The following is a 20,442-nucleotide window of genomic DNA, read 5'->3' on the forward strand; positions in this document are numbered from 1 at the left end:
CCGCCTTTCAAGCTTGAATTATTGCTCGCTTTCAGGGACTTTTTTTGCTGCGCCGCGCCTGATGTTGCGGCGGATCATGCCGGTATTGGCCCCGCCAAGACCGAAGGCAAAACCGAAATAAATCACCATTGCGGCGACCACGATTGCGGTCACGGTTCCCGCCCGTACAACAAGCGGCGCTGCCGAGGAAAGCTCCTGGGCAAAGTAGCCAATGGCAAGATGGATGCCGATGGCCATGATCGCGGCAGCCGCAAGAAGACGCGGGATGCGGGTGAGGAGTGGAATATCCTGCCCCCAATGGCCGCGCTTCACCAGTGTCGCGAAAAGCAATACGGCGTTGACCCAGCCCGCGACGATTTCAGCCGTGGCAATGCCGGTCGGTCCAAAATGCGGGAAAAGCGTGATGGCAAGCGAGACGTTTACTGCTACTGAAATTGCGGCGAAGATCATCGGCGTGCGGGTGTCTTCACGGGCAAAGAAGCCCGGAATGAACGCCTTGATCAGCACAAAAGCAGGAAGACCGAGACCATAGATCGCCAGGATATTGGAGACGACCAGCGTTGAATCGGGGCTGAACTTGCCCCGTTCGAACAGGAGCCGCACGATTGGCTCCGACATGACGAGAAGGGCGGCGGCGGCAGGCAGCGTCAGAAACAATGTGAACTCGACCGAGCGGTTCTGGAGGTTCGACGCTTCCTTCATGTGACCGCCGCGCAGCGCACGCGACAGTTCCGGCAGAAGCACGGTCGCCACGGCGATGCCGACGACACCGAGTGGAAGCTGATAGATGCGGTCCGCATAAACGAGCGAGGAAACCGCGCCTTCCATGCCGGATGCGATATTGGTGTTGATGAGCAGGTTGATCTGCGTGATCCCGCCGGTGATTGCCGCCGGAAGCGCCAGCACCAGAAGCCGCCTGACATTGGGTGTAAGGCGCGGGCGGCGGAAGCCGATCTTGATGCCTGCATTGCGCACGGCGATCCAGACGATGGCAAGCTGCACCAGGCCCGCAGCCATGACGCCCCAGGAAAGGCCGTAGCCAACGGCCAACGCATCATAGCCACGCCACCAGGCCACGGCCAGGACACCAATCAGGATGATGTTGAGAAACACCGGTGCAATGGCCGCAGCGAAATAGCGGTGCAGCGAATTGAGCATTCCACCCATCATCGCGGCAAGCGACATGCAGGCGAGATAGGGGAACATGATGACGGCGAGACGCACCGTATTGTCGAATTTTACCGGATCATCGGTGAAGCCCGGCGCAATGACCGTGCGCACGATGAAGGGCATCGAAAGTTCCATCGCAATGGTCAGGAACAGAAGCACGGTGAAGAGCACGCCAAACACTTCTTCGGAAAAACGGCGTGCGCCGTCCATGCCGTTTTTTTCGATCTCCTTGGCAAAAAGCGGCACGAAGGCGGAATTGAACGCGCCTTCGGCAAAGAGACGACGAAAGGTGTTCGGAAAGCGGAAGGCGGCATTGAAGGCATCGGCTACCGGGCCGGTGCCAAGTGCCGCCGCCATGAACATCTCGCGCGTGAAGCCGAAAATGCGGCTCATCAGCGTGCCGGACGCGACCGTGGCGAACTTTTTGACCAAACTCATATAACTGAAAAACCTATGCTGCGGCCTGCGACGAGCGGCCTTGTGACTTGCTGCCGTTTTCTCCGCTAAGAACACCAAGCAGCTTGCGCCTGATATTGCCCTGGCGGGTGGCGTTTGAAATCTTGTGGCCCACTAGGTCGGTTACGTAAAAACTGTCAATCACCTTCTCGCCAAACGTGGTGATATGAGCGGATGCAATATCCAGTGAAAGGTCGGAAATAAGGCCGGTCAGTTCCGAAAGCAGGCCGGGTCGGTCGAGTCCTTCCACCTCGATGACGGTGAACTTGTTGGAGAGCGTGTTGTTGATCTCGACGCGCGGCTCCACCTTGAAAGCCTTTGCGGCCTTTTTCGGCTTGGTGCGCTTGGCCAGCACGTCGGGCAGATGCGCCTTGCCGGACAGGACATCCTCAATGACCTTGCCGACGCGTTCAGCACGGCGGCGCTCGTCATCATCGGTATCGAATTCGCGGCTGATGAGAATAGTGTCCAGCGCCCGTCCATCGCCGGTCGTGAAAATCTGCGCGTCGACAATGTTGGCGCCCGCCGCCGCGCAGGCGCCGGTGATGATCGACAACAAGCGCGGATGGTCTGGCGCAAGCACGGTAATTTCAGTCACGGCCTCGAAACTGTGCGGTTTCGCCATGGTGGCCAGCGCTCGCTCGTTGCGGTCGGCTTCGCGGATGAAATGGGCGTGCCGGACCTGATCCTCAAGGCTGACGGTCAGGAAATAGTTGGTGTAGTGGAGGGCCAGATAGGCATCGCGCTTGTCCTTCGGCCAGTCCGAAAGCCGTTCTGCCAGCGCCTCTCGCGCCTGATAGTCACGGTCGGCGCGGGACAGTTCCGAAAAGCCGCCGGTCAGAACCAGTTCCGTTTCGTAGAAGAGCGTGCGCAGAAGTTGACCCTTCCAGCCGTTCCATACACCGGGTCCCACCGCCTTGATGTCGCAGACGGTCAGGATCAGGAGAAGCTTCAACCGCTCCATCGTCTGCACGGTATCGGCGAAATCGATAATGGTCTTGCGATCATTGAGGTCGCGCGATTGCGCCACCATGCTCATGGTCAAATGTTCACGCACAAGCCATTCGACGGTTTCGGTTTCGGCGGGGCTAAGACCGAAGCGGGGCCCCAGCTTGCGGGCAATGCGCGCACCGGCAACCGAGTGGTCCTCCGGGCGTCCCTTGGCGATATCGTGCAGGAGCAGCGCCACATAAAGCAGGTTGCGGTCACGCTTGACGGTGGTGATGAGGTGGTTTGAAAGCGGATGTTCGTTTTCAAGCTCGCCATGCTCGATTTCCGACAGCACGGCGATACAACGCAACAGATGCTCGTCCACGGTGTAATGGTGATACATGTTGAACTGCATCATCGAGACGATCTTGCCGAAATCCGGAATGAATTTCCCAAGCACGCCGGATTCGTTCATGCGGCGCAAAATGAGTTCGGGATTGCGTGGCGAAGTCAAAATCTCGAGAAAAAGCCTGTTAGCTTCGGGATTTTCACGCAGGTCGGCATTGATGAGCTTCAGCGAGCGGGTGAGGCTCTGCATGGCTTCGGGATGAAATTCCAGCCCGTGCTTGTCCGCCAGATGGAAGAGGCGGATGATATTGACCGGATCTTCCTTGAAAACCTCCGGCCGCGCGATGTTGATGCGGTGATTTTCCGAAACGAAATCGCCGTCTGCGGAAAGCTTGCGCTTGCGTCGCGAGAAGGTGAGGAAAATGCGGTTGAAGCCCGGCACATGCTTGGCCTGCTGTTCCTCCAGCGCGGCACAGATGATGCGGGTGAGGTCGCCCACATCCTTCGCCACGAGAAAGTAATGCTTCATGAAGCGTTCGACATAGTTCTGGCCGGGATGCGCCGTATAGCCAAGGCGCTCCGCAATTTCCGGCTGGATGTCGAAGGAGAGCCGCTCTTCTGCCTTCAGCGTCGCGAAGTGCATGTGGCACCGCACTGCCCAGAGAAAATCCTCGGCCTTGTTGAACAGCTTCAGCTCGGCCCGCGACAAAACACCGAGCTTGACCAGCTCTTCTTTCGTTTTGACGCGGTAAAAATACTTGGTGATCCAGAACAGCGTGTGCAGATCGCGCTGCCCGCCCTTGCCTTCCTTGACGTTCGGCTCGACCAGATAGCGGGTTTCGCCGGCCTTGCGGTGGCGCTGGTCGCGCTCGGCAAGCTTGGCCTGAATGAATTCCGGGCCGGTATCCTTGACGATTTCGTCATCGAAGCGGGCGACAAGCGTCTTGAAAAGCTCGCGATTGCCGGTAAGAAACCGGGCATCGAGAATTGCCGTGCGGATCGTCATGTCTTCGCGCGACAGGCGAATGCACTCGTCGATATTGCGCGTGGAATGGCCGACTTTAAGCCCCATGTCCCACAGCATATAGAGCATGTATTCGACCACCTGCTCGCCCCAAGGGGTCTGCTTGTAGGGCAGCAGAAACAGGAGATCGATATCCGATCCCGGTGCCAATCCGCCGCGTCCGTATCCGCCGACTGCGACGATGGCCATGTTTTCCGCCTTCGACGGATTGACCATTGGATAGGCCTTGGTGGTGGCGAATTCGAACAGCGCCTCGATCAGCGTGTCCATAAGGAAAGAAAGGCGTTTGGCGCAGAGCGTGCCGCCGCCATCTTTCATCAACATGCCCTCCGCATGGGCGCGCCCGCGCACCAGAGCATCCTTCAGGGCCTGAAGCACCACTTTGCGCACGGTCGGGCTGGTATAGTTTTCGTCCGTGGAATCCGCCAGTTCGTTGAGCTTGCGGCGCAGCGTTTCGGGATTGACGATCTCTTCCAGCTTAAGGTCGTGTGAGCTCATGCGGCATGTAGATCCGGTTTGCGGAGAAAGGACAGCGGGCAACCTATCCTATAGCCGCTTTTATTGACGATGAATATCCAAAAGCAAAGGCCGGGTTTCCCCGGCCTTTGCATCGCTATTTGCTGATTTTTCAGTTCGTCGCGTTATAGGCGGTGATTGCCGCCATGTTGACGATGTCGGAATCCTTCGCACCGATGGTGACGATCTGCGCGGGCTTGTCGAGGCCGACGAGCAGTGGGCCGATGATCGTCGCGCCGCCCAGTTCCTGCAGCATGTCGGCTGCGATCGAGGCCGAGTGATTATCAGGCGTGACGATCACATTGGCCGGACCCGACAGGCGGATGAACGGATATTGTTCCATCAGCTTCGGGTTCAGCGCCACATCGGCACTCATTTCGCCGTCAAATTCGAAATCGACATGGCGTGTCGCCAGAATGCGGACGGCTTCCTGGATACGGGCGGAGCGTTCACCGCCCATATGGCCGAAAGTCGAGAAGGCGGTTAGCGCCACGCGCGGCACATAACCCATGCGGCGCGCCATGCCCGCAGCCTCGACCGCAATATCGGCAAGCTCGGCTGCGGTCGGCATTTCATGGACGGCGGTATCGGCGATGAACACGGTGCGCCCGCGGCAAAGCGCGATGGAAACGCCAACCACGCGGTGGCCGGGCTTGGAATCGATCACGCGGCGCACGTCGTCCAGACCCGTCGCATAATTGCGGGTCACGCCCGTCACCATGCCATCGGCATCGCCAAGCGCCACCATGCAGGCCGCAAAATGATTGCGGTCATTGTTGATGAGGCGGTGGCAATCGCGCGTCAGATAGCCCTTGCGCTGAAGTTTCTCGTAGAGATAGTCGGCATAGGCGGCATTGCGGCTCGACAGGCGCGCATTGATGATTTCAATGCCGGGGCGGTCGAGATCAAGACCGGCAGCCTTGGCCGTGTCCTGCACCCGTTCCTCGCGTCCTACGAGGATAGCGGTGCCGAGACCCTGATTGACGTAGGAAACGGCCGCACGCATCACCTGTTCTTCTTCGCCTTCGGCGAAGACGATGCGCTTCGGCTGGCGGCGCACGCGCTCGTAGATGCCGCGAAGGGTCGAGGCGATCGGATCGCGGCGCGCCGACAGTTCGCGCTTGTAGCCTTCAATGTCGGCGATTGCGCGTCCGGCAACGCCGGTTTCCATCGCAGCCTTGGCAACGGCAGCCGAGACGGATGCAAGCAGGCGCGGATCGAACGGCACCGGAATGATGTAGTTCGGGCCGAAGCGCGGGCGGCTCCCCTGATAGGCGGCAACCACATCGTCCGGCACGTCCTCACGGGCAAGTTCGGCCAGCGCGTTGACGGCGGCGATTTTCATCGCGTCGTTGATGGTCGTCGCGCGCACGTCGAGCGCGCCGCGGAAGATGTAGGGGAAGCCAAGCACATTGTTGACCTGGTTCGGATAATCCGAACGGCCGGTAGCAACGATGGCGTCGTCACGGATGCGCGCCACTTCTTCCGGCGTCACTTCCGGGTCCGGATTGGCCATGGCGAAGATGATCGGGTTCGGCGCCATGGAGCGCACCATGTCTTCCGTGAAGGCGCCCTTGGCCGAAAGGCCGAACACGACATCCGCGCCATTCATGGCATCTGCGAGCGATCGCTTGTCGGTCTTCACCGCGTGCGCCGATTTCCACTGGTTCATGCCCTCTTCGCGGCCCTGATAGACGACCCCCTTGGTGTCGCACAGGATGACGTTTTCCGGGGCAAAACCCATCGCCTTGATAAGCTCGATACAGGCGATGCCCGCCGAACCCGCGCCATTGCAGACGAGCTTCGTCGTCTTCATGTCGCGACCGGTCAGGTGCAGCGCATTGATGAGGCCCGCGGCGGCGATGATTGCCGTTCCGTGCTGGTCATCGTGGAAAACCGGAATGTCCATCAATTCGCGCAGGCGCTGTTCGATGATGAAGCAGTCGGGCGCCTTGATATCTTCCAGATTGATGCCGCCAAACGATGGGCCGAGATAGCGCACCGCATTGATGAAGGCGTCGATATCGGTGGTATCGACTTCAAGATCGATTGAGTCGACATCGGCAAAGCGCTTGAACAGCACGGCCTTGCCTTCCATGACCGGCTTGGATGCGAGCGCGCCCAGATTGCCGAGGCCCAGAATGGCGGTGCCGTTCGAGATGACGGCGACCAGATTGCCCTTGGCCGTGTAATCATAGGCGCGGGCGGCGTCTTCCGCAATTGCCTTCACCGGCACGGCAACGCCCGGCGAATAGGCCAGCGACAGATCGCGCTGCGTCGTCATGGGCTTGGTGGGGTTGATCTCCAGCTTGCCCGGGCGACCCTGCGCGTGAAAGTCGAGCGCTTCCTTCTCACTGGCTGTGGGTGCGCGTTCTGATGTGTTGCCCTTCGGCGTCGAGGCTGGCATGTTCCCTCCGGTTTCATCTGCGGGAGAACCTCGATAGCGCCAGTCACGCATTGTGTAAACAGCGCTTACGGGAATAGATATTCATCCAAAAACGATGGAATACGAAATTTTATGACTTTGGCATCGTTTGCCAGGCAATAAATGAAGGTTTACCGATGGAAGCGACGGCGAGCGAAAATATGTTGGAAGCGGAAGAAAACACCGCCGAGGCAGCGCCCGTTCGCCTGACGCCCATGATGGAGCAATATATCGAGATCAAGGCGGCGAATGTCGATTCGCTGCTCTTCTATCGCATGGGCGATTTCTACGAGCTGTTCTTCGATGACGCGGTGGAGGCATCTGCGGCGCTGGGCATCACGCTTACCAAGCGCGGCAAGCATCTGGGCGAGGATATTCCCATGTGCGGCGTGCCGGTCCATGCCGCCGACGATTATCTGCAAAAGCTGATCGCCAAAGGCTACCGCGTCGCGGTCTGCGAACAGGTGGAAGATCCGGCGGAGGCGAAGAAGCGCGGCTCCAAATCCGTGGTGAAGCGCGACGTGATCCGTCTCGTCACGCCCGGAACGCTGACAGAAGAAAAGCTGCTGGACCCATCCGAAGCCAATTTCCTGATGGCCATGGGGCGCACGCGCGGCGACGGTGCGCTGGCGCTCGCCTGGATCGATATTTCGACGGGAACTTTTCGCGTGGCGGAAACCACGCCGGACCGGCTTTTCGCCGATGTAATGCGGGTGGACCCGCGTGAACTGGTGGTGGCCGACAGCGCCTTCCACGATGAGGAATTGCGCCCCGTCTTCGATCTGGTGGGCAAGGCGGTGACGCCGCAACCGGCAACCCTCTTCGATAGTGCCGCCGCGGAAGCGCGCATCCAGCGTTATTTCAACGTTGCGACGCTCGATGGTTTCGGCCAGTTCAGCCGCTCCGAGCTGTCGGCGATTTCCGGCGCGATTGCCTATATCGAAAAGACCCAGATTTCCGAGCGCCCGCCACTGATGCGGCCCGAGCGCGAGCATGAGGGCGGTACGATTTTCATCGATCCGGCTACGCGCGCCAGCCTGGAACTGGTGCGCACCATGTCGGGGAATCGCGACGGCAGCCTGCTCAAGTCCATTGACCGCACCGTGACCGGAGGCGGCGCGCGGCTTCTCGCCGAGCGCCTGACCGCGCCGCTCACCAATCCGAAGGAAATCGCGTTGCGGCTCGATTCCGTTTCCTGGTTCCTGAGCGAACCGGGCCTGTGCGAAGCCATGAGGGCCGAACTGAAAGGCGTGCCGGATATGCCGCGCGCGCTCTCGCGCCTTGCGGTTGGGCGCGGCGGGCCGCGCGATCTGGGTGCGCTTGCGCGCGGCTTTGAGGCTGCGCACACCATTGCAAGCTTGCTGGAAGGCGCTTTGTTGCCCGACGAGCTGGCCCATGCCCGCGATGCGGTCAGCGCCATGCCTGCCATTTTTACGGCGCATCTCGACCGGGCTTTGGCTGATGAATTGCCGCTCCTGAAACGTGACGGCGGTTTCGTGCGCGCAGGCTATAATGCCGAACTCGATGAAATGCGGGCCTTGCGCGACCAGTCACGCCGGGTGATCGCCGGACTGCAAGCCGACTATATCGAAGAGACCGGCATCAAGTCGTTGAAGATCAAGCACAACAATGTGCTTGGCTATTTCATCGAGGTGACGGCCAACAATGCCGGGGCAATGACGGATACGGATGAGGCCAAGGGCCGTTTCATCCATCGCCAGACCATGGCAAATGCCATGCGCTTTACCACGACCGAACTGGCGGAATTGGAAAGCAAGATCGCCAATGCCGCTGACCGCGCCTTGTCCATCGAGCTTGCCGTGTTCGAGGAACTGACGGCGGAAGCCGTCTCCCATGCCGACAGCATCCGCGCGGCGGCATCGGCGCTCGCGGTTTTCGACGTTTCGGCGGCGCTTGCGGTGCTGGCAGAGGAGCAGGGCTATTGCCGCCCGCAGGTTGATGACAGCCTCTCCTTCAACATTGTCGCCGGTCGTCACCCGGTTGTTGAGCAGGCTTTGCGGCGGCAGGCAGCCAATCCGTTTGTTGCCAATGACTGCGATCTCTCTCCGCAAAAGGATGGCGGCAACGGCGCGATCTGGCTTCTCACCGGCCCGAACATGGGCGGTAAGTCGACCTTCCTGCGCCAGAACGCGCTGATCGCTATCCTCGCGCAGATGGGTTCGTTCGTCCCTGCCGGTTCTGCGCGGATAGGCGTCGTGGACCGGCTGTTCAGCCGCGTCGGGGCCTCCGACGATCTGGCGCGCGGGCGCTCGACCTTCATGGTCGAAATGGTGGAAACGGCGGCGATCCTCAATCAGGCGGGCGAGCGCTCGCTGGTGATCCTCGATGAAATCGGGCGCGGTACCGCGACTTTCGACGGCCTTTCCATTGCCTGGGCCACGGTCGAATATCTGCACGAGAAGAACCGCTGCCGCGCGCTGTTTGCCACGCACTTCCATGAAATGACGGCGCTTTCGGAAAAGCTGGAGCGGCTTTCCAATGTCACCATGCGGGTCAAGGAATGGGATAATGATGTGGTCTTCCTACACGAAGTGGCGAAGGGTGCTGCCGACCGTTCCTACGGCGTGCAGGTGGCGCGTCTGGCCGGGCTGCCGGAAGCGGTCGTCAACCGTGCGCGTGACGTGCTGCATCAGCTCGAAGCTGGTGAAACGTCCGGCAAGGCGGACAAGCTGATCGATGATCTGCCGCTGTTCTCCGTCGTCCTGCAGCAGGAAAAGCCGAAGCCGCAGGTTCAGGCCAAGGATAGCGAACTGGCGAAGGCTGTCGCCGCCATCAGCCCAGACGAACTGACCCCGCGCGAAGCGCTGGACCTGATCTACAAATTGAAGGAACTGGCAGGCAGGGCGTGAAAGTGAAAAGGCGAAGCTGGTGCTTCGCCTTTTCCTTTACACGAAGCGATTTGCATCCGCGCCGTAATAGGTAATGTAACGGCTGGAAATGCGTTCGATGGGAAGGATGATGAAGACATCGGTGGTGCCGAATGCTTCGTCGATCACGGCGCCATCCCCGATCATCGCACCGAGGCGCAGATATCCCTTCACCAGCGGCGGCATGGAGAAAAGCGCAACCTTGTTGTTGATGGCTTCCTTCGGCATCAGGTCCATGGCCTGATAGCGGTGCGGTAGGGCGCGAACGTCCCAATCCGGCGTTGCCCGGCAATTGTGATGGAGGAACGACAGGCCGAGCGCGTGCGCGGCAGGCACAGCCCCATGGAACGAGGCACAGCCGAACATCACATCGATGGAGTGGCGGCGGCAATAGGCCCAGGCCCCCTGCCATAGGAGCTCGACGGTGCGCTTGGAACGATATTCCGCTTTCACGCAGGAGCGGCCCAGTTCAAGCAGACGAAGGTTGGGGCGGGAAAGGGCCAGACGCTGCACGTCATATTCATCGGCGGAGTAAAACCCGAGCGCCTTGTCCGCCTGATCGCTGCGCATCAGACGGTAGGTGCCGACAATCTGCTGGTGTTCCGGCACGGGCAGCGCGGTATCGTAAACCAGCAGATGGTCACAAATAGCGTCGAAGCGGTCGGCGTCACGAAGCTCCACAGCCTCGATGCTTTCACGGCGCGCACCCATTTCGTCGAAGAAGACACGAAAGCGCAATTCCTGTGCAGCTTCCACGGCCTCAGGTGAATTGGCGAGCCGTACTTCCAGCGATCCGATGCGTCCCAGAACAATGGGATCGCCGCCGGATGCAAACAGCGCCTGTTGTGCTTCTAAGCCTGACATGACGGTATCATCAATGATTTGCTGGTCCATTCCAAGCAGTACTGTCATGATGATGGCTCCTGATTTGTCTATTCACGTATTCCTGAACGGCTTTCCCACTGATATTTCAGCAAGAGCCGGTTCAATCCGCGTTCGGACAGATTGCGTGGACACGACGTCCAGTTGGCCGAAGCATTACAGATTCAGTGCTACGCGAGGATGACAGAAGCATGTCACCAATGTGTCAATTCAGATGGCTGGACCGCATCCTCTTCAAAAAGCTTACAATTTCACGAGATTAAATTATGCGAAAGGCTGAAACCGTTCAAGCTGCCTCGTCAGCGGGGGGCCCGCTCGCGCCGCCAGCCGAGAAACTCTTCCAGAATGATGAGCCCAGCGCCGATGGTTATGAACGTGTCGGCGAGATTGAACACGGCGAATGACCATGTCGGCAGGTGAAACAGAATATAGTCCACGACGTAGCCATGCATCACACGGTCGATCAGGTTGCCGATGGCACCGCCGACAACAAGCGCAAAACCGTAACGTGCGAAAATGCGGTCCGGTGCGTTGGTCCACCACAGATAAAGCACGAACAGGATAACTGCGGCCGTGATCGCGACCAGCCCCCAGTCGTGCAGCCAGGCCAGCATGGAAAAGGCGATGCCTTCATTATGCGTGCGGAACAATGCAAGAAATGGCAGGAGATCGATCTGCTGGCCGTAGCCCATCCGTGTTTCCACCAGATGCTTGACGCCCTGATCGATCAGTATGGTGAGAATGACGACAAAAAGTGAGGACCAGACGGCATGCCGCTTCATCCCTAAGCCCTTTCATCAAGCGTGAGCGCGTCGCGCCGGATTTCGTAGAGCATCACGCCGGTGGCGATGGCGAGATTGAGGGAATCGGCACGCCCCGCCTGCGGAATGCGGGCTAGCTTGTCGCACGTATCGGCAAGACTGTCCGGCAGGCCCTGCTGCTCGTTGCCCATCATCAAGACCACGGGTTTGTTGGCATAGGGAATGGTGCGATAGTCGACGGCACCTTTCAGATGAGTGCCGACGACAAGGCCGGAAACGCCTTTGCGCCAGCTGAGAAAATCGGCTTCGCTCACCTTGTAGAGCGGCATGGAAAAGACCGAGCCCATGGTGGCGCGCACGGTTTCCAGCGAATAGGGATCGGTGGTGTCGCCGATCAGAATAACGCCCTTGGCGCCGACCGCATCGGCGGTGCGGATGACAGTGCCCAGATTGCCGGGGTCGCGCACGCGGTCGAGCGCGATATAAACGTCGTTGCCTCTCGGCTTCAGGCTTGCAAGCGGGCGATATTGCTGCTCGAAGACACCGACCACCATTTGCGGATTATCACGCCGCGTAACGGCGGCCATGATCTTTTCGGTCACTTCCAGCACCAGTCCGCCCTTGGCGAATGTGCGGGCGGCAACCTGCTCGACCATTTTGTTGCCCTTGCCGGATTTGGCGAAAACCAGCGTCTTGATGCGCCAATCCTGTTCCAGCGCGTCGATGACAAGTTTCAGCCCTTCGGCCAGGAACACGCTCTGCTGGTCACGGAATTTTTTCAGCGCCAGCGAGCGAAGGTCCTTCACAATGGGATTGGTAAGGCTGGTAACTTCCTTGACCTGACCCACGCGGGGGCTTTTGGAAAAATCGTCGTCACGGCTCATTTGGCTACCCAGCGGCTGAACATGGATGTGGAAAGTGCGCGTCCCGCCGCCCGTTCACGCAAAATAAGTTCTCCCGATTCGACCGTACCGCCAAGGCCGGTGAAACGGTCGCGCATCAGCTCGTGAATAGCGAAGAAGGATGCGCGGATTGAATAGGCTGTCAGGATGACGGCAAGCGGCTTCGGCGTCAGGATCGACCGGCATGTGTCGACCATGGCAGGCAGATGCTCGAACAATTGCCAGACCTCGCCGCTCGGGCCGCGCCCATAGGCAGGCGGGTCAAGCAGGATGATGTCATAGAAGCTGCCGCGCCGCTCCTCGCGCTGCACGAATTTCATCGCGTCTTCGCAAATCCAGCGGATCGGCTTGTCGGAAAGCCCGGCCATTTCCTGGTTCTCACGCGCCCATAAGATGGCTTTCTTGGATGCGTCCACATGGGTCACTTCCGCGCCGGCCCGTGCCGCCACCAGCGAGGCGAGGCCCGTATAGCCAAAAAGATTGAGCACTTTCACGCTGCGACCGGACTTTACGCCGTCCCGGATAAGCCCATCCATATATGACCAGTGCGCGGCCTGTTCGGGGAATACGCCGACATGGCGGAATGAGGTGAACCGGCCATGAAAGGAAATGCCGTCATGCTGCATCGGCCAGGTTTCCCCGAGCGGCACTTTCGGGAAGGCCCAGCGTCCCATGCCTTCCTCGTCGGTGTTACCGGTGAAGACGGCATCCGCCTGATCCCACTCTTTTTGCGGCAGGCTCGGCAGCCAGATAGCCTGACCTTCCGGGCGGACGATGCGATAGGGGCCATATTGCTCGAGCTTCAAGCCGTTACCGCTGTCGAGAAGCGCATAATCGGGTGACGGTTCCGTTTCGAGGATAAGCGGTAATCTTTCTGCGGGGCGGGCGCCGGCATAGGGCTTGATTTCGCGAACGGGTGCGGCGGGCTTGTCATCGGCCGGCTTCGGCGAAGCCTTGGCGAACTGGGGACGAGGCTTTTTGAAGGACGAACCTTTATGATCAAGTTTACCTTCAGGACGCGGCGCATCATGTCTCGCGCGCTCGAAACCACGGTCCTGCTTGCCGCCCGACGGCTTTTTGCCTTTTCCCTTTGGCGCTTTCACCCGAAACTCCAATCATCATGATTGGGGTCTAGGTAGGATAAACAGCGCCGGTGTGGAAGGGGAAAACGACGTTCAACCGCGCACAAAGGATATTTCAGCGCTCCAAAACCCGGAAGTTTGCTTCCGGGTTCCAGAATAAAGACCGTTTCAGGAATTCACGACCGGTATATTGCGCTTTTCGGCGGCTGTGCTGCGTTCAAGCAGGCGAGCCGCCTCCTGCTTGTACATACGCTCCTTGCGCCGATGCTTGCCCTGCGTGAACCAGGTCACCAGGGAGCCTATGACGACGCCAAGGAGAAGCGCTCCGAACAGCCAAAGGAACAGCGGCGCATTATAGGATAGCGCAGGATTGCCCGGATTGAACGGATCGATCGTAAATTGCACCGACGCGCGATTGGCAACCGACAACGCAATCAGAACCACGGCGAGCGGCACAAGAACGATGATGGCGATGATGCGTTTTGCCGCCATAGCGTCTATCAGACTGCGCCGTTGAGACGGTCGCGCAGTTCCTTGCCGGTCTTGAAGAAAGGAACCCACTTTTCTTCCACGTCCACCGTTTCGCCGGTACGCGGATTGCGGCCGCTGCGGGCAGGGCGATTTTTGACGGAAAACGCGCCGAAGCCGCGCAGCTCAACGCGATTGCCTTCTGCAAGGGCGTTTGTGATCTCGTCGAATACCGCGCCGACGATGTTTTCGACATCGCGCTGGAAAAGATGCGGATTGCGGCTGGCGATAATCTGAACGAGTTCCGATTTGATCACGGCTTTAAACCCCTGTTCTTCTGTTCGTTTCGTCCGGTATCTGCCGGATATTGTGTTCATTTGCCCGGATGGCGTCAATTCGCTTCAGGCGTACCGTCAACGTGCCAAACCGAAAGAAGTCCGTCAAGGAAGATGCGCTCCCTGGCAATCTGCTTCAGCACGCCATCGGCTTCCTGCGGCACGCCGATAAGGCGCGCACCGGCATGGATGATCAGATCGCGCAGCGAAAAACCCGTTTCACTGCTGACCGGCTTCCATTCGAGGCGGGGCAGATCCTTGGAAAGCCCCTTGCCTGCAAGCCAGGCAACCGCTTCTTCTTCACCGCCAAGCCCGTCGATCAGCTTTTTGTCCAGTGCCTGCCGTCCGGTAAAAACCGCACCATTGGCAAGCGCCAGTGCCTGTTCATGCGTGAAAGAACGGCGCTTTTCGACAATATCCACGAACCACGCATAGGAATCCATGATCATATTGCTGATCATGCCCTTGGCTTCTTCGCTGGCCGGGCTGAAATAATTGGGCTCCGCCTTGAGCGGCGAGGACTTGATGGTTTCGACCTTCACGCCGATCGTGTCGAGCAGCTTCGAGACATCCGGATATTGAAACAGGACCCCGATGGAGCCGACGATGGATGTCTGTCGCGCGATGATGTGATCGGATGCGCTGGCAATCATATAGCCGGCGGAGGCGGCGAGCGTGCCCACCTGGGTCACGACCGGCTTTTTCTCGGCAATCTTTCGCACGGCTTCAAAAATGGCTTCGCCGCCGACTGTCGTTCCCCCGGGCGAATCGAGGACCAGAATCACGCCTTTGACGGCATCGTCCCTGGCGATTTTGTCGAGGCGTTTGAGCAATTCCTCATTCTCGAAGATGGTGCCCTCGATGCGAACCTTGGCGATATGCGGCTGGCTGAAATTCGCGCCGCGCATCGACCAGGAAGCGAAGACGGCAATCAGGGCCGCGATCAGGAGAAGGAACGCACCGCGCCAGACGGTCAGCTTTCTGCGCAATTTCCGGCGTTCGATGATTGCTTCGGCGTCTTGAGCCATTCCCGTCCATCCGTTTGTTGGTGGCGCTGTTCGCGCATCGGCAATCCATCTTTTGCCTCGAATGGCGGCATGCGGCAAGTCTCTTCGGCAATTCGGTTCCGTGAAAGAGCAGCATCAAGCATGGCTGTAAATTGGACAGGTTTTGTGATATCAAAGAGTTGATTAGCATTCTACCAAATTGGGTAAAGTGCGAATTGGGATGAATTATCAAAGACATAAGCCGTTCCTGCTGCCCTGTTGGGAGGCGGGTGCGGTGTTTTGTGCGGTATGAAGCTATTGAGCGACCGTCTATTTCACCCCAAATAAACCTTATTGAAATGAAAAAGCGCGAGATAGGCGCGCCGCTTACCGAATTCTACGAAAAGCCATTGAGGAATTGAACGCTACATGACCGCCGACACGACACCCAGCCATGCGCCGCAGAACGTGACCGCCCAAGGTCGCGGCAAGGGTGGCATGCGTTTTGGGGCGTCGGAGAAGGCCGAGGCGCTCTTCCACGCGGCGCAGCGCCATTCCGTCCGCGTTCGTGTCCTGAAGACCGCGCTGCCGGTGGCTGCGATTATCGTGGCGGCTGTCTTCTCATGGTATACATTTCTCGCAACGCCGAACACGCCCATAAAGGTGGAAGTGAATAATGGCGGCGAAAGCGGCAAGCTTGTCATGACGAGCCCGCATCTCAACGGATATACAAAGGACAACCGTCCGTATTCGATGACCGCTTCCAAGGCGACGCAGGATGCGAAGAACAGCGGCGCGATTTCGCTGGAAGGCATCCTTGCCGAATTGCCGGTTGGGGAAAAGGGGATGGCCAAGGTCGAGGCCACATCCGGTATCTATGACAATGCCAATGGGCGTTTGCAACTTGATAAGGACTTTATTGTTACCACGGATGATGGTTTGCGTGCAGTGATGCATTCTGCGGACGTAAATCTCAAGAGCGGGCAAATCACGACCGACAAGCCCGTCGACATCCGCAGCGGCAGCACGCATATTCTGGCGAACAGCATGCAGGTCAAGGACAACGGCAAGGTTCTGATTTTCGAGAACAAGGTTCAGATGACCGTTGACGGCAGCGTTGTTTCGCCCAACAAGGCTCCTTGAGAAGGCAGCCTGATTTGAGGACAGGCGAAGCGTTCGGACTGAGTCATATCTGTGCGGGCGCCTGAGTACGTTGCAGGCCGGTTTTCGGGTTGAAACGTGCTCGAAACAAATTGTTAGAGCGTGATTCCGATGCTGTCGGAATGCTACAGCTCTAAACCGCTTTTTTGATCGCATTTTGCGATGCCGAATGTTCCCATTTGGACGCAAAGTGCTTAATGTTGCGTCTGACCGCATGTCGGCCCGGGAATGGTCGAGTGCTTCGGGGAGCTGGTGATATATGGAACGCGAGACGGGCAAGATGAACAAGGGTACGATGGCCCGCACTTTGCGGATGGGATTTGCGGTTCTGGCGCTTGGGCTTGTCGCGGCTCCAACGGCCTCGCTGGCGCAGGAAGGCGCGGCTGTGAACGGCCTGAAGCTTTCCAACAGCAAGGCGCCCGTAAAAATCGATGCCGACAAGCTGGAAATGCGTGACAAGGAAGGCGTTGCCGTCTTCACCGGCAATGTTGCCGTTTCGCAGGGCGATGCCTTCCTGAAGGCCGGCCAGATGACGGTCTATTACAACAAGGCCAAGAAGGACGGCGAGGCGCAGGCGCCTGAACCGGCAAGTGCGGGCGTCGGCGGTCTTGATTCGTCGAGCATCGATCACATCGACATTTCGGGAAAAGTCTATCTCAAGTCTGGCACGCAGGTCGCGACCGGCGATACGGGCCGTTATGATGCCAAGAACCAGGTGATGGTTCTCCAGGGGCAGAAAGTGGTGCTGACCGATGGCGACAATGTCGTGACCGGTTGCAAGCTGACCGCGCATCTCGATACGGGACGCGCCAATGTCGAGAGCTGCAAGGGGCAGTCCAAGGGTCGTGTATCGATCATCATGGCTCCGAAAGATCAACAGCAGGGCGGTGCTGCGCCCAAGCAGAACTGACCGGAGCAGGCGTGGGATTGTTCTGGAACAAGAAGGCCGATGACGGGTCGCAAGACGCATCGCAAAATGTGAACGTACCATCTGATGTCGCGGGAGCCATGCCCGGCCAGCCGGGTAAGTCGGCGCGTCTTAAAGGCACGCTCGTGGCGCGCGGGCTCTGCAAGAGCTATCGCGGCCGACAGGTCGTCAACGGCGTGTCGTTCGGTGTGCGTGCTGGCGAAGCCGTCGGTATTCTGGGGCCAAACGGTGCCGGCAAGACCACCTGTTTCTATATGGTGACCGGTCTTGTCCCCGCTGATGCCGGCTCCATCGAGATCGACGGTTTTGATGTCACATCGATGCCGATGTATCGCCGTTCTCGTCTCGGTATTGGCTATCTGCCGCAGGAAGCCTCCATTTTTCGCGGCCTCTCAGTGGAAAACAATATCAAGGCCGTGCTGGAAGTGGTGGAGAAGGATCGCACCAAGCGCGCCTCCGAGCTGGATGCGCTTCTGGAAGAGTTTCACATCGCACATTTGCGCAAGGCGCCCGCCATTTCGCTTTCCGGCGGTGAGCGTCGCCGTCTCGAAATTGCGCGCGCGCTTGCCTCGCGTCCGAATTTCATGCTGCTCGACGAACCTTTCGCGGGCGTCGATCCGATTGCCGTTTCGGATATCCAGCAGCTTGTCCGCCATCTGACGAGCCGCGGCATTGGCGTTTTGATAACTGACCATAATGTGCGCGAAACGCTCGGCCTTATCGACCGCGCCTATATTATTCACGCAGGTCAGGTGCTGACGCATGGACGCCCTGCGGAAATCGTTGCCAATCCAGATGTGCGCAGGCTTTATCTCGGCGATCAGTTCACTCTTTAGCGCGCCATTGATCTGAATGAACTCAGATCCGCGGTCCAGATTCTCCCGTTGTAAGCATCATTGGCGGGCGCGAAATGGGCGTGCGTGCCGAGATTCGCCCCGCTTCTGCCGCGACTAATTTCCCTTTTGCTTGAAAAACGCGCATTCTGAATTGACAAGCAAGGTTCATACCAGTTTTCATTCTGCTCGGCCTGAACATGCGGTCCGTGGAGATCGGCAGGGGTAAACCGGGGAGAATTACGCGTCGCATGGCTTTGTCGCCCAAGCTCGATTTCCGTCAGTCGCAGTCGCTGGTAATGACCCCCCAGTTGATGCAGTCGATAAGACTGCTGCAGATGACGCATGTAGAGCTGGAACAATTTCTTGACGCTGAAATCGAAAAAAATCCGCTGCTGGATCGAATCGAGGCAGCGAATGATGATTTTGCGGGCTCGGATTCCCTGCGCGACGATGGAGAAGCCGGTGAGCGGGAGATAGAGTCCCATACGTCGGAGGACGACTGGTTCAAGACGGAAGACTCCGGTGATGCGGAGACACTTTCTTCTGCCTTCGACAGTTCGCTTGAGAACATCTTTCCCGACGATCCGGGGCGATCCGATGAAATCGGGCCTGATCTTGCCGCGCAGTGGAAATCGTCGGTCGCGGACGGATATGTTTCAGCCAGCGCTTATGACATCGATCAGGTGACGGCAAGCCGGGTTTCGCTCGGCGAGCATGTGGCGGAACAGATCGCGCTGACTTTTTCTGGAACGATGGACCGGTTCATCGCGACAGCGCTTGCTGATGCGCTGGATGAGAGCGGCTATCTACGGGTCGATATCGTCGGTCTCGCCCAGAATCTGGGCGTGGAAACGGCCGAAATCGAGCGCGTGCTGGGCATGATGCAAAGCTTTGATCCCCATGGCCTTTTCGCTCGCGACCTGCGGGAGTGCCTGGCGATACAGTTGCGCCTCAAGGATCGGTTCGATCCGGCGATGGAAGCATTGATCGATAATCTCGATCTACTGGCGCGGCGTGATTTCGCGGCGCTCAAGAAACTGTGCGGTGTCGATCAGGCCGATATTCTCGATATGCTGACTGAAATCCGCATGCTCGATCCAAAGCCGGGCGCGTCGTTTGACGTCCCTGTCGCCGACGCCATCGTGCCGGATGTGCTGGTGACGCCATCGCGCGATGGGGGATGGGCTATTGAACTGAACGCTGCGGCCATGCCGCGCCTCATCGTCAATAATGAATATTATGCCGAGGTCAGCGCCTCCGTAAAAGTGGAGGAAAAGGCGTTTCTCTCGGACTGCATGCAGACCGCGAGCTGGCTTGTGCGCAGCCTTGACCAGCGCGCGCGCACCATCCTCAAGGTCACGCAGGAAATAGTCCGGCAGCAGGACGGTTTTCTGCGCCACGGAGTGACCCATTTGAAGCCGCTCAACCTGCGCACCGTCGCCGATGCGGTCGGCATGCATGAATCCACCATCAGCAGGGTGACCGCGAACAAGTTCATGGCGACGCCACGCGGCGTGTTTGAATTGCGTTATTTCTTCAATGCTTCCATTGCGTCGTCAGAAGGCGGCGATGCGCATTCATCGGAGAGCGTGCGCCATCGTATCCGCCAGATGATTGATGCCGAAAAGCCTGACGAGGTGCTTTCCGATGACGCCATCGTGGATGCTCTGAAGAAGGACGGTGTGGATATTGCGCGAAGAACGGTCGCAAAATACCGGGAATCGATGAATATTGCCTCATCGGTACAACGCAGACGCGAAAAGAAGGCGCGACTGTCTGCTTCCTGATTGCCGAACCGGACTGTTTTCAGAAACGTATTGCGGGTTTCATTCGCTTATGCGGGCAGGGAATGCTCTAAAATTTTGGATTGGCCGAGCCGTTCTTTCAGAAAAATTCGATCACGACCTGTGGAAAGAATCCACATCGCAGGATGACCAGCTGGCAAGAGGGCCAATTGACAAGCGCCAATTCAACCAATAGAAGCCCGGCTCGCGCTGCGGACGGTAATTGAAGCCCGGTTTTCGGGCTTTCACGGCAAGTCTTCAGCGGGATCGACGCGCTGTCTATACGAAGCCGCGTCAGGACAGAATTGAAGTATTTTTCCCGGACTGGCCGTTTTTCGGGAGAAAACATGAGATGGACGTATCCCGCATCGTTTCTGCGGGAAGCGTCCGGAATGCGTAATTTCTGGAAGAAATTACGATTGTTCATATGTTCAAAGGAAGGACAATGCGGCGTTCCGGGACATGTTTCCCGACAGGGTGGCGGTTTACCGGGCGTTACGTAAGAGAAACGTTTGCAACCATCCTGTCACGGGCTTTGTCTTGGAACAGTCAGGACTTCA

The 20,442-nt window shown here is 58.5% G+C and carries 16 protein-coding genes; 5 read left to right on the forward strand and 11 right to left on the reverse strand.

The window, feature by feature from the left end; all coding sequences use genetic code 11:
- Positions 1 to 18 precede the first annotated feature (18 nt).
- From murJ to F9K78_RS11640, 3 genes are all read right to left on the reverse strand, one after another.
- Complete coding sequence (murJ, locus tag F9K78_RS11630) at positions 19 to 1,608, reverse strand: murein biosynthesis integral membrane protein MurJ (RefSeq protein WP_121985750.1); 1,590 nt, start codon at positions 1,606 to 1,608, stop codon at positions 19 to 21.
- Positions 1,609 to 1,621: 13 nt separating this feature from the next.
- Positions 1,622 to 4,426: a [protein-PII] uridylyltransferase gene (locus F9K78_RS11635; RefSeq protein WP_121985749.1), complete on the reverse strand. Its 2,805-nt coding sequence runs from the start codon at positions 4,424 to 4,426 to the stop codon at positions 1,622 to 1,624.
- A 130-nt stretch (positions 4,427 to 4,556) separates the two neighbouring features.
- Positions 4,557 to 6,851, reverse strand: a complete 2,295-nt coding sequence (locus tag F9K78_RS11640; protein ID WP_121980718.1) for an NADP-dependent malic enzyme — start codon at positions 6,849 to 6,851, stop codon at positions 4,557 to 4,559.
- Positions 6,852 to 7,006: 155 nt separating this feature from the next.
- On the opposite strand from F9K78_RS11640, the gene mutS reads away from it, so the two are divergent.
- Complete coding sequence (mutS, locus tag F9K78_RS11645) at positions 7,007 to 9,739, forward strand: DNA mismatch repair protein MutS (protein ID WP_121985748.1); 2,733 nt, start codon at positions 7,007 to 7,009, stop codon at positions 9,737 to 9,739.
- Between the two features lie 36 nt (positions 9,740 to 9,775).
- Here mutS and olsB read toward each other — a convergent pair whose 3' ends face one another.
- The 7 genes from olsB to sppA all read right to left on the reverse strand — a co-directional run bounded on the left by olsB (position 9,776) and on the right by sppA (position 15,215).
- Positions 9,776 to 10,669, reverse strand: coding sequence for a l-ornithine N(alpha)-acyltransferase (gene olsB, locus F9K78_RS11650; RefSeq protein ID WP_162929742.1), 894 nt, complete (start codon positions 10,667 to 10,669; stop codon positions 9,776 to 9,778).
- 269 nt (positions 10,670 to 10,938) lie between these two features.
- Positions 10,939 to 11,421, reverse strand: coding sequence for a signal peptidase II (lspA, locus tag F9K78_RS11655; RefSeq protein ID WP_121985747.1), 483 nt, complete (start codon positions 11,419 to 11,421; stop codon positions 10,939 to 10,941).
- A gap of 2 nt (positions 11,422 to 11,423) precedes the next feature.
- A complete protein-coding gene (locus F9K78_RS11660; protein WP_151682219.1) occupies positions 11,424 to 12,284 on the reverse strand; it encodes a TrmH family RNA methyltransferase in 861 nt (286 codons plus the stop codon).
- The gene (locus F9K78_RS11665; RefSeq protein WP_121985745.1) at positions 12,281 to 13,405 is read right to left on the reverse strand and encodes a class I SAM-dependent rRNA methyltransferase; all 1,125 of its coding nucleotides are present in this window, start codon (positions 13,403 to 13,405) and stop codon (positions 12,281 to 12,283) included. The genes F9K78_RS11660 and F9K78_RS11665 overlap by 4 nt, the downstream gene beginning before the upstream one ends.
- A 147-nt stretch (positions 13,406 to 13,552) precedes the next feature.
- Positions 13,553 to 13,876 carry a lipopolysaccharide assembly protein LapA domain-containing protein gene (locus tag F9K78_RS11670; protein WP_114214293.1) on the reverse strand — a complete coding sequence of 108 codons (324 nt, stop codon included), beginning with the start codon at positions 13,874 to 13,876 and terminating at the stop codon, positions 13,553 to 13,555.
- An 8-nt stretch (positions 13,877 to 13,884) separates the two neighbouring features.
- A complete protein-coding gene (locus F9K78_RS11675) occupies positions 13,885 to 14,169 on the reverse strand; it encodes an integration host factor subunit beta (RefSeq protein ID WP_004687882.1) in 285 nt (94 codons plus the stop codon).
- 74 nt (positions 14,170 to 14,243) lie between these two features.
- Positions 14,244 to 15,215 carry a signal peptide peptidase SppA gene (sppA, locus tag F9K78_RS11680; protein ID WP_121985744.1) on the reverse strand — a complete coding sequence of 324 codons (972 nt, stop codon included), beginning with the start codon at positions 15,213 to 15,215 and terminating at the stop codon, positions 14,244 to 14,246.
- A gap of 387 nt (positions 15,216 to 15,602) precedes the next feature.
- On the opposite strand from sppA, the gene lptC reads away from it, so the two are divergent.
- The 4 genes from lptC (at position 15,603) to rpoN (ending at position 19,885) form a co-directional block, all read left to right on the forward strand.
- Complete coding sequence (gene lptC / locus F9K78_RS11685) at positions 15,603 to 16,316, forward strand: LPS export ABC transporter periplasmic protein LptC (RefSeq protein ID WP_121985743.1); 714 nt, start codon at positions 15,603 to 15,605, stop codon at positions 16,314 to 16,316.
- Positions 16,317 to 16,593: 277 nt separating this feature from the next.
- Complete coding sequence (locus F9K78_RS11690) at positions 16,594 to 17,244, forward strand: LptA/OstA family protein (protein ID WP_151682220.1); 651 nt, start codon at positions 16,594 to 16,596, stop codon at positions 17,242 to 17,244.
- A gap of 11 nt (positions 17,245 to 17,255) precedes the next feature.
- The gene (gene lptB / locus F9K78_RS11695) at positions 17,256 to 18,098 is read left to right on the forward strand and encodes an LPS export ABC transporter ATP-binding protein (RefSeq protein WP_121980725.1); all 843 of its coding nucleotides are present in this window, start codon (positions 17,256 to 17,258) and stop codon (positions 18,096 to 18,098) included.
- Between the two features lie 248 nt (positions 18,099 to 18,346).
- Positions 18,347 to 19,885 carry an RNA polymerase factor sigma-54 gene (gene rpoN, locus F9K78_RS11700; RefSeq protein WP_121985742.1) on the forward strand — a complete coding sequence of 513 codons (1,539 nt, stop codon included), beginning with the start codon at positions 18,347 to 18,349 and terminating at the stop codon, positions 19,883 to 19,885.
- A gap of 97 nt (positions 19,886 to 19,982) precedes the next feature.
- Here the strand turns inward: rpoN and F9K78_RS11705 are convergent, their stop codons facing one another.
- Complete coding sequence (locus F9K78_RS11705) at positions 19,983 to 20,309, reverse strand: hypothetical protein (protein WP_151682221.1); 327 nt, start codon at positions 20,307 to 20,309, stop codon at positions 19,983 to 19,985.
- Positions 20,310 to 20,442: the final 133 nt, after the last annotated feature.

This window comes from Brucella pseudintermedia, assembly GCF_008932435.1.
GTDB lineage: Bacteria > Pseudomonadota > Alphaproteobacteria > Rhizobiales > Rhizobiaceae > Brucella > Brucella pseudintermedia.

Coding starts and splice junctions, on each gene's coding strand:
- murJ (WP_121985750.1), bottom strand. CDS start 1,608: ATGAGTTTGGTCAAAAAGTTCGCCACGGTCGCGTCCGGCACGCTGATG.
- F9K78_RS11635 (WP_121985749.1), bottom strand. CDS start 4,426: ATGAGCTCACACGACCTTAAGCTGGAAGAGATCGTCAATCCCGAAACG.
- F9K78_RS11640 (WP_121980718.1), bottom strand. CDS start 6,851: ATGCCAGCCTCGACGCCGAAGGGCAACACATCAGAACGCGCACCCACA.
- mutS (WP_121985748.1), top strand. CDS start 7,007: ATGGAAGCGACGGCGAGCGAAAATATGTTGGAAGCGGAAGAAAACACC.
- olsB (WP_162929742.1), bottom strand. CDS start 10,669: ATGACAGTACTGCTTGGAATGGACCAGCAAATCATTGATGATACCGTC.
- lspA (WP_121985747.1), bottom strand. CDS start 11,421: ATGAAGCGGCATGCCGTCTGGTCCTCACTTTTTGTCGTCATTCTCACC.
- F9K78_RS11660 (WP_151682219.1), bottom strand. CDS start 12,284: ATGAGCCGTGACGACGATTTTTCCAAAAGCCCCCGCGTGGGTCAGGTC.
- F9K78_RS11670 (WP_114214293.1), bottom strand. CDS start 13,876: ATGGCGGCAAAACGCATCATCGCCATCATCGTTCTTGTGCCGCTCGCC.
- sppA (WP_121985744.1), bottom strand. CDS start 15,215: ATGGCTCAAGACGCCGAAGCAATCATCGAACGCCGGAAATTGCGCAGA.
- lptC (WP_121985743.1), top strand. CDS start 15,603: ATGACCGCCGACACGACACCCAGCCATGCGCCGCAGAACGTGACCGCC.
- F9K78_RS11690 (WP_151682220.1), top strand. CDS start 16,594: ATGGAACGCGAGACGGGCAAGATGAACAAGGGTACGATGGCCCGCACT.
- rpoN (WP_121985742.1), top strand. CDS start 18,347: ATGGCTTTGTCGCCCAAGCTCGATTTCCGTCAGTCGCAGTCGCTGGTA.
- F9K78_RS11705 (WP_151682221.1), bottom strand. CDS start 20,309: ATGAACAATCGTAATTTCTTCCAGAAATTACGCATTCCGGACGCTTCC.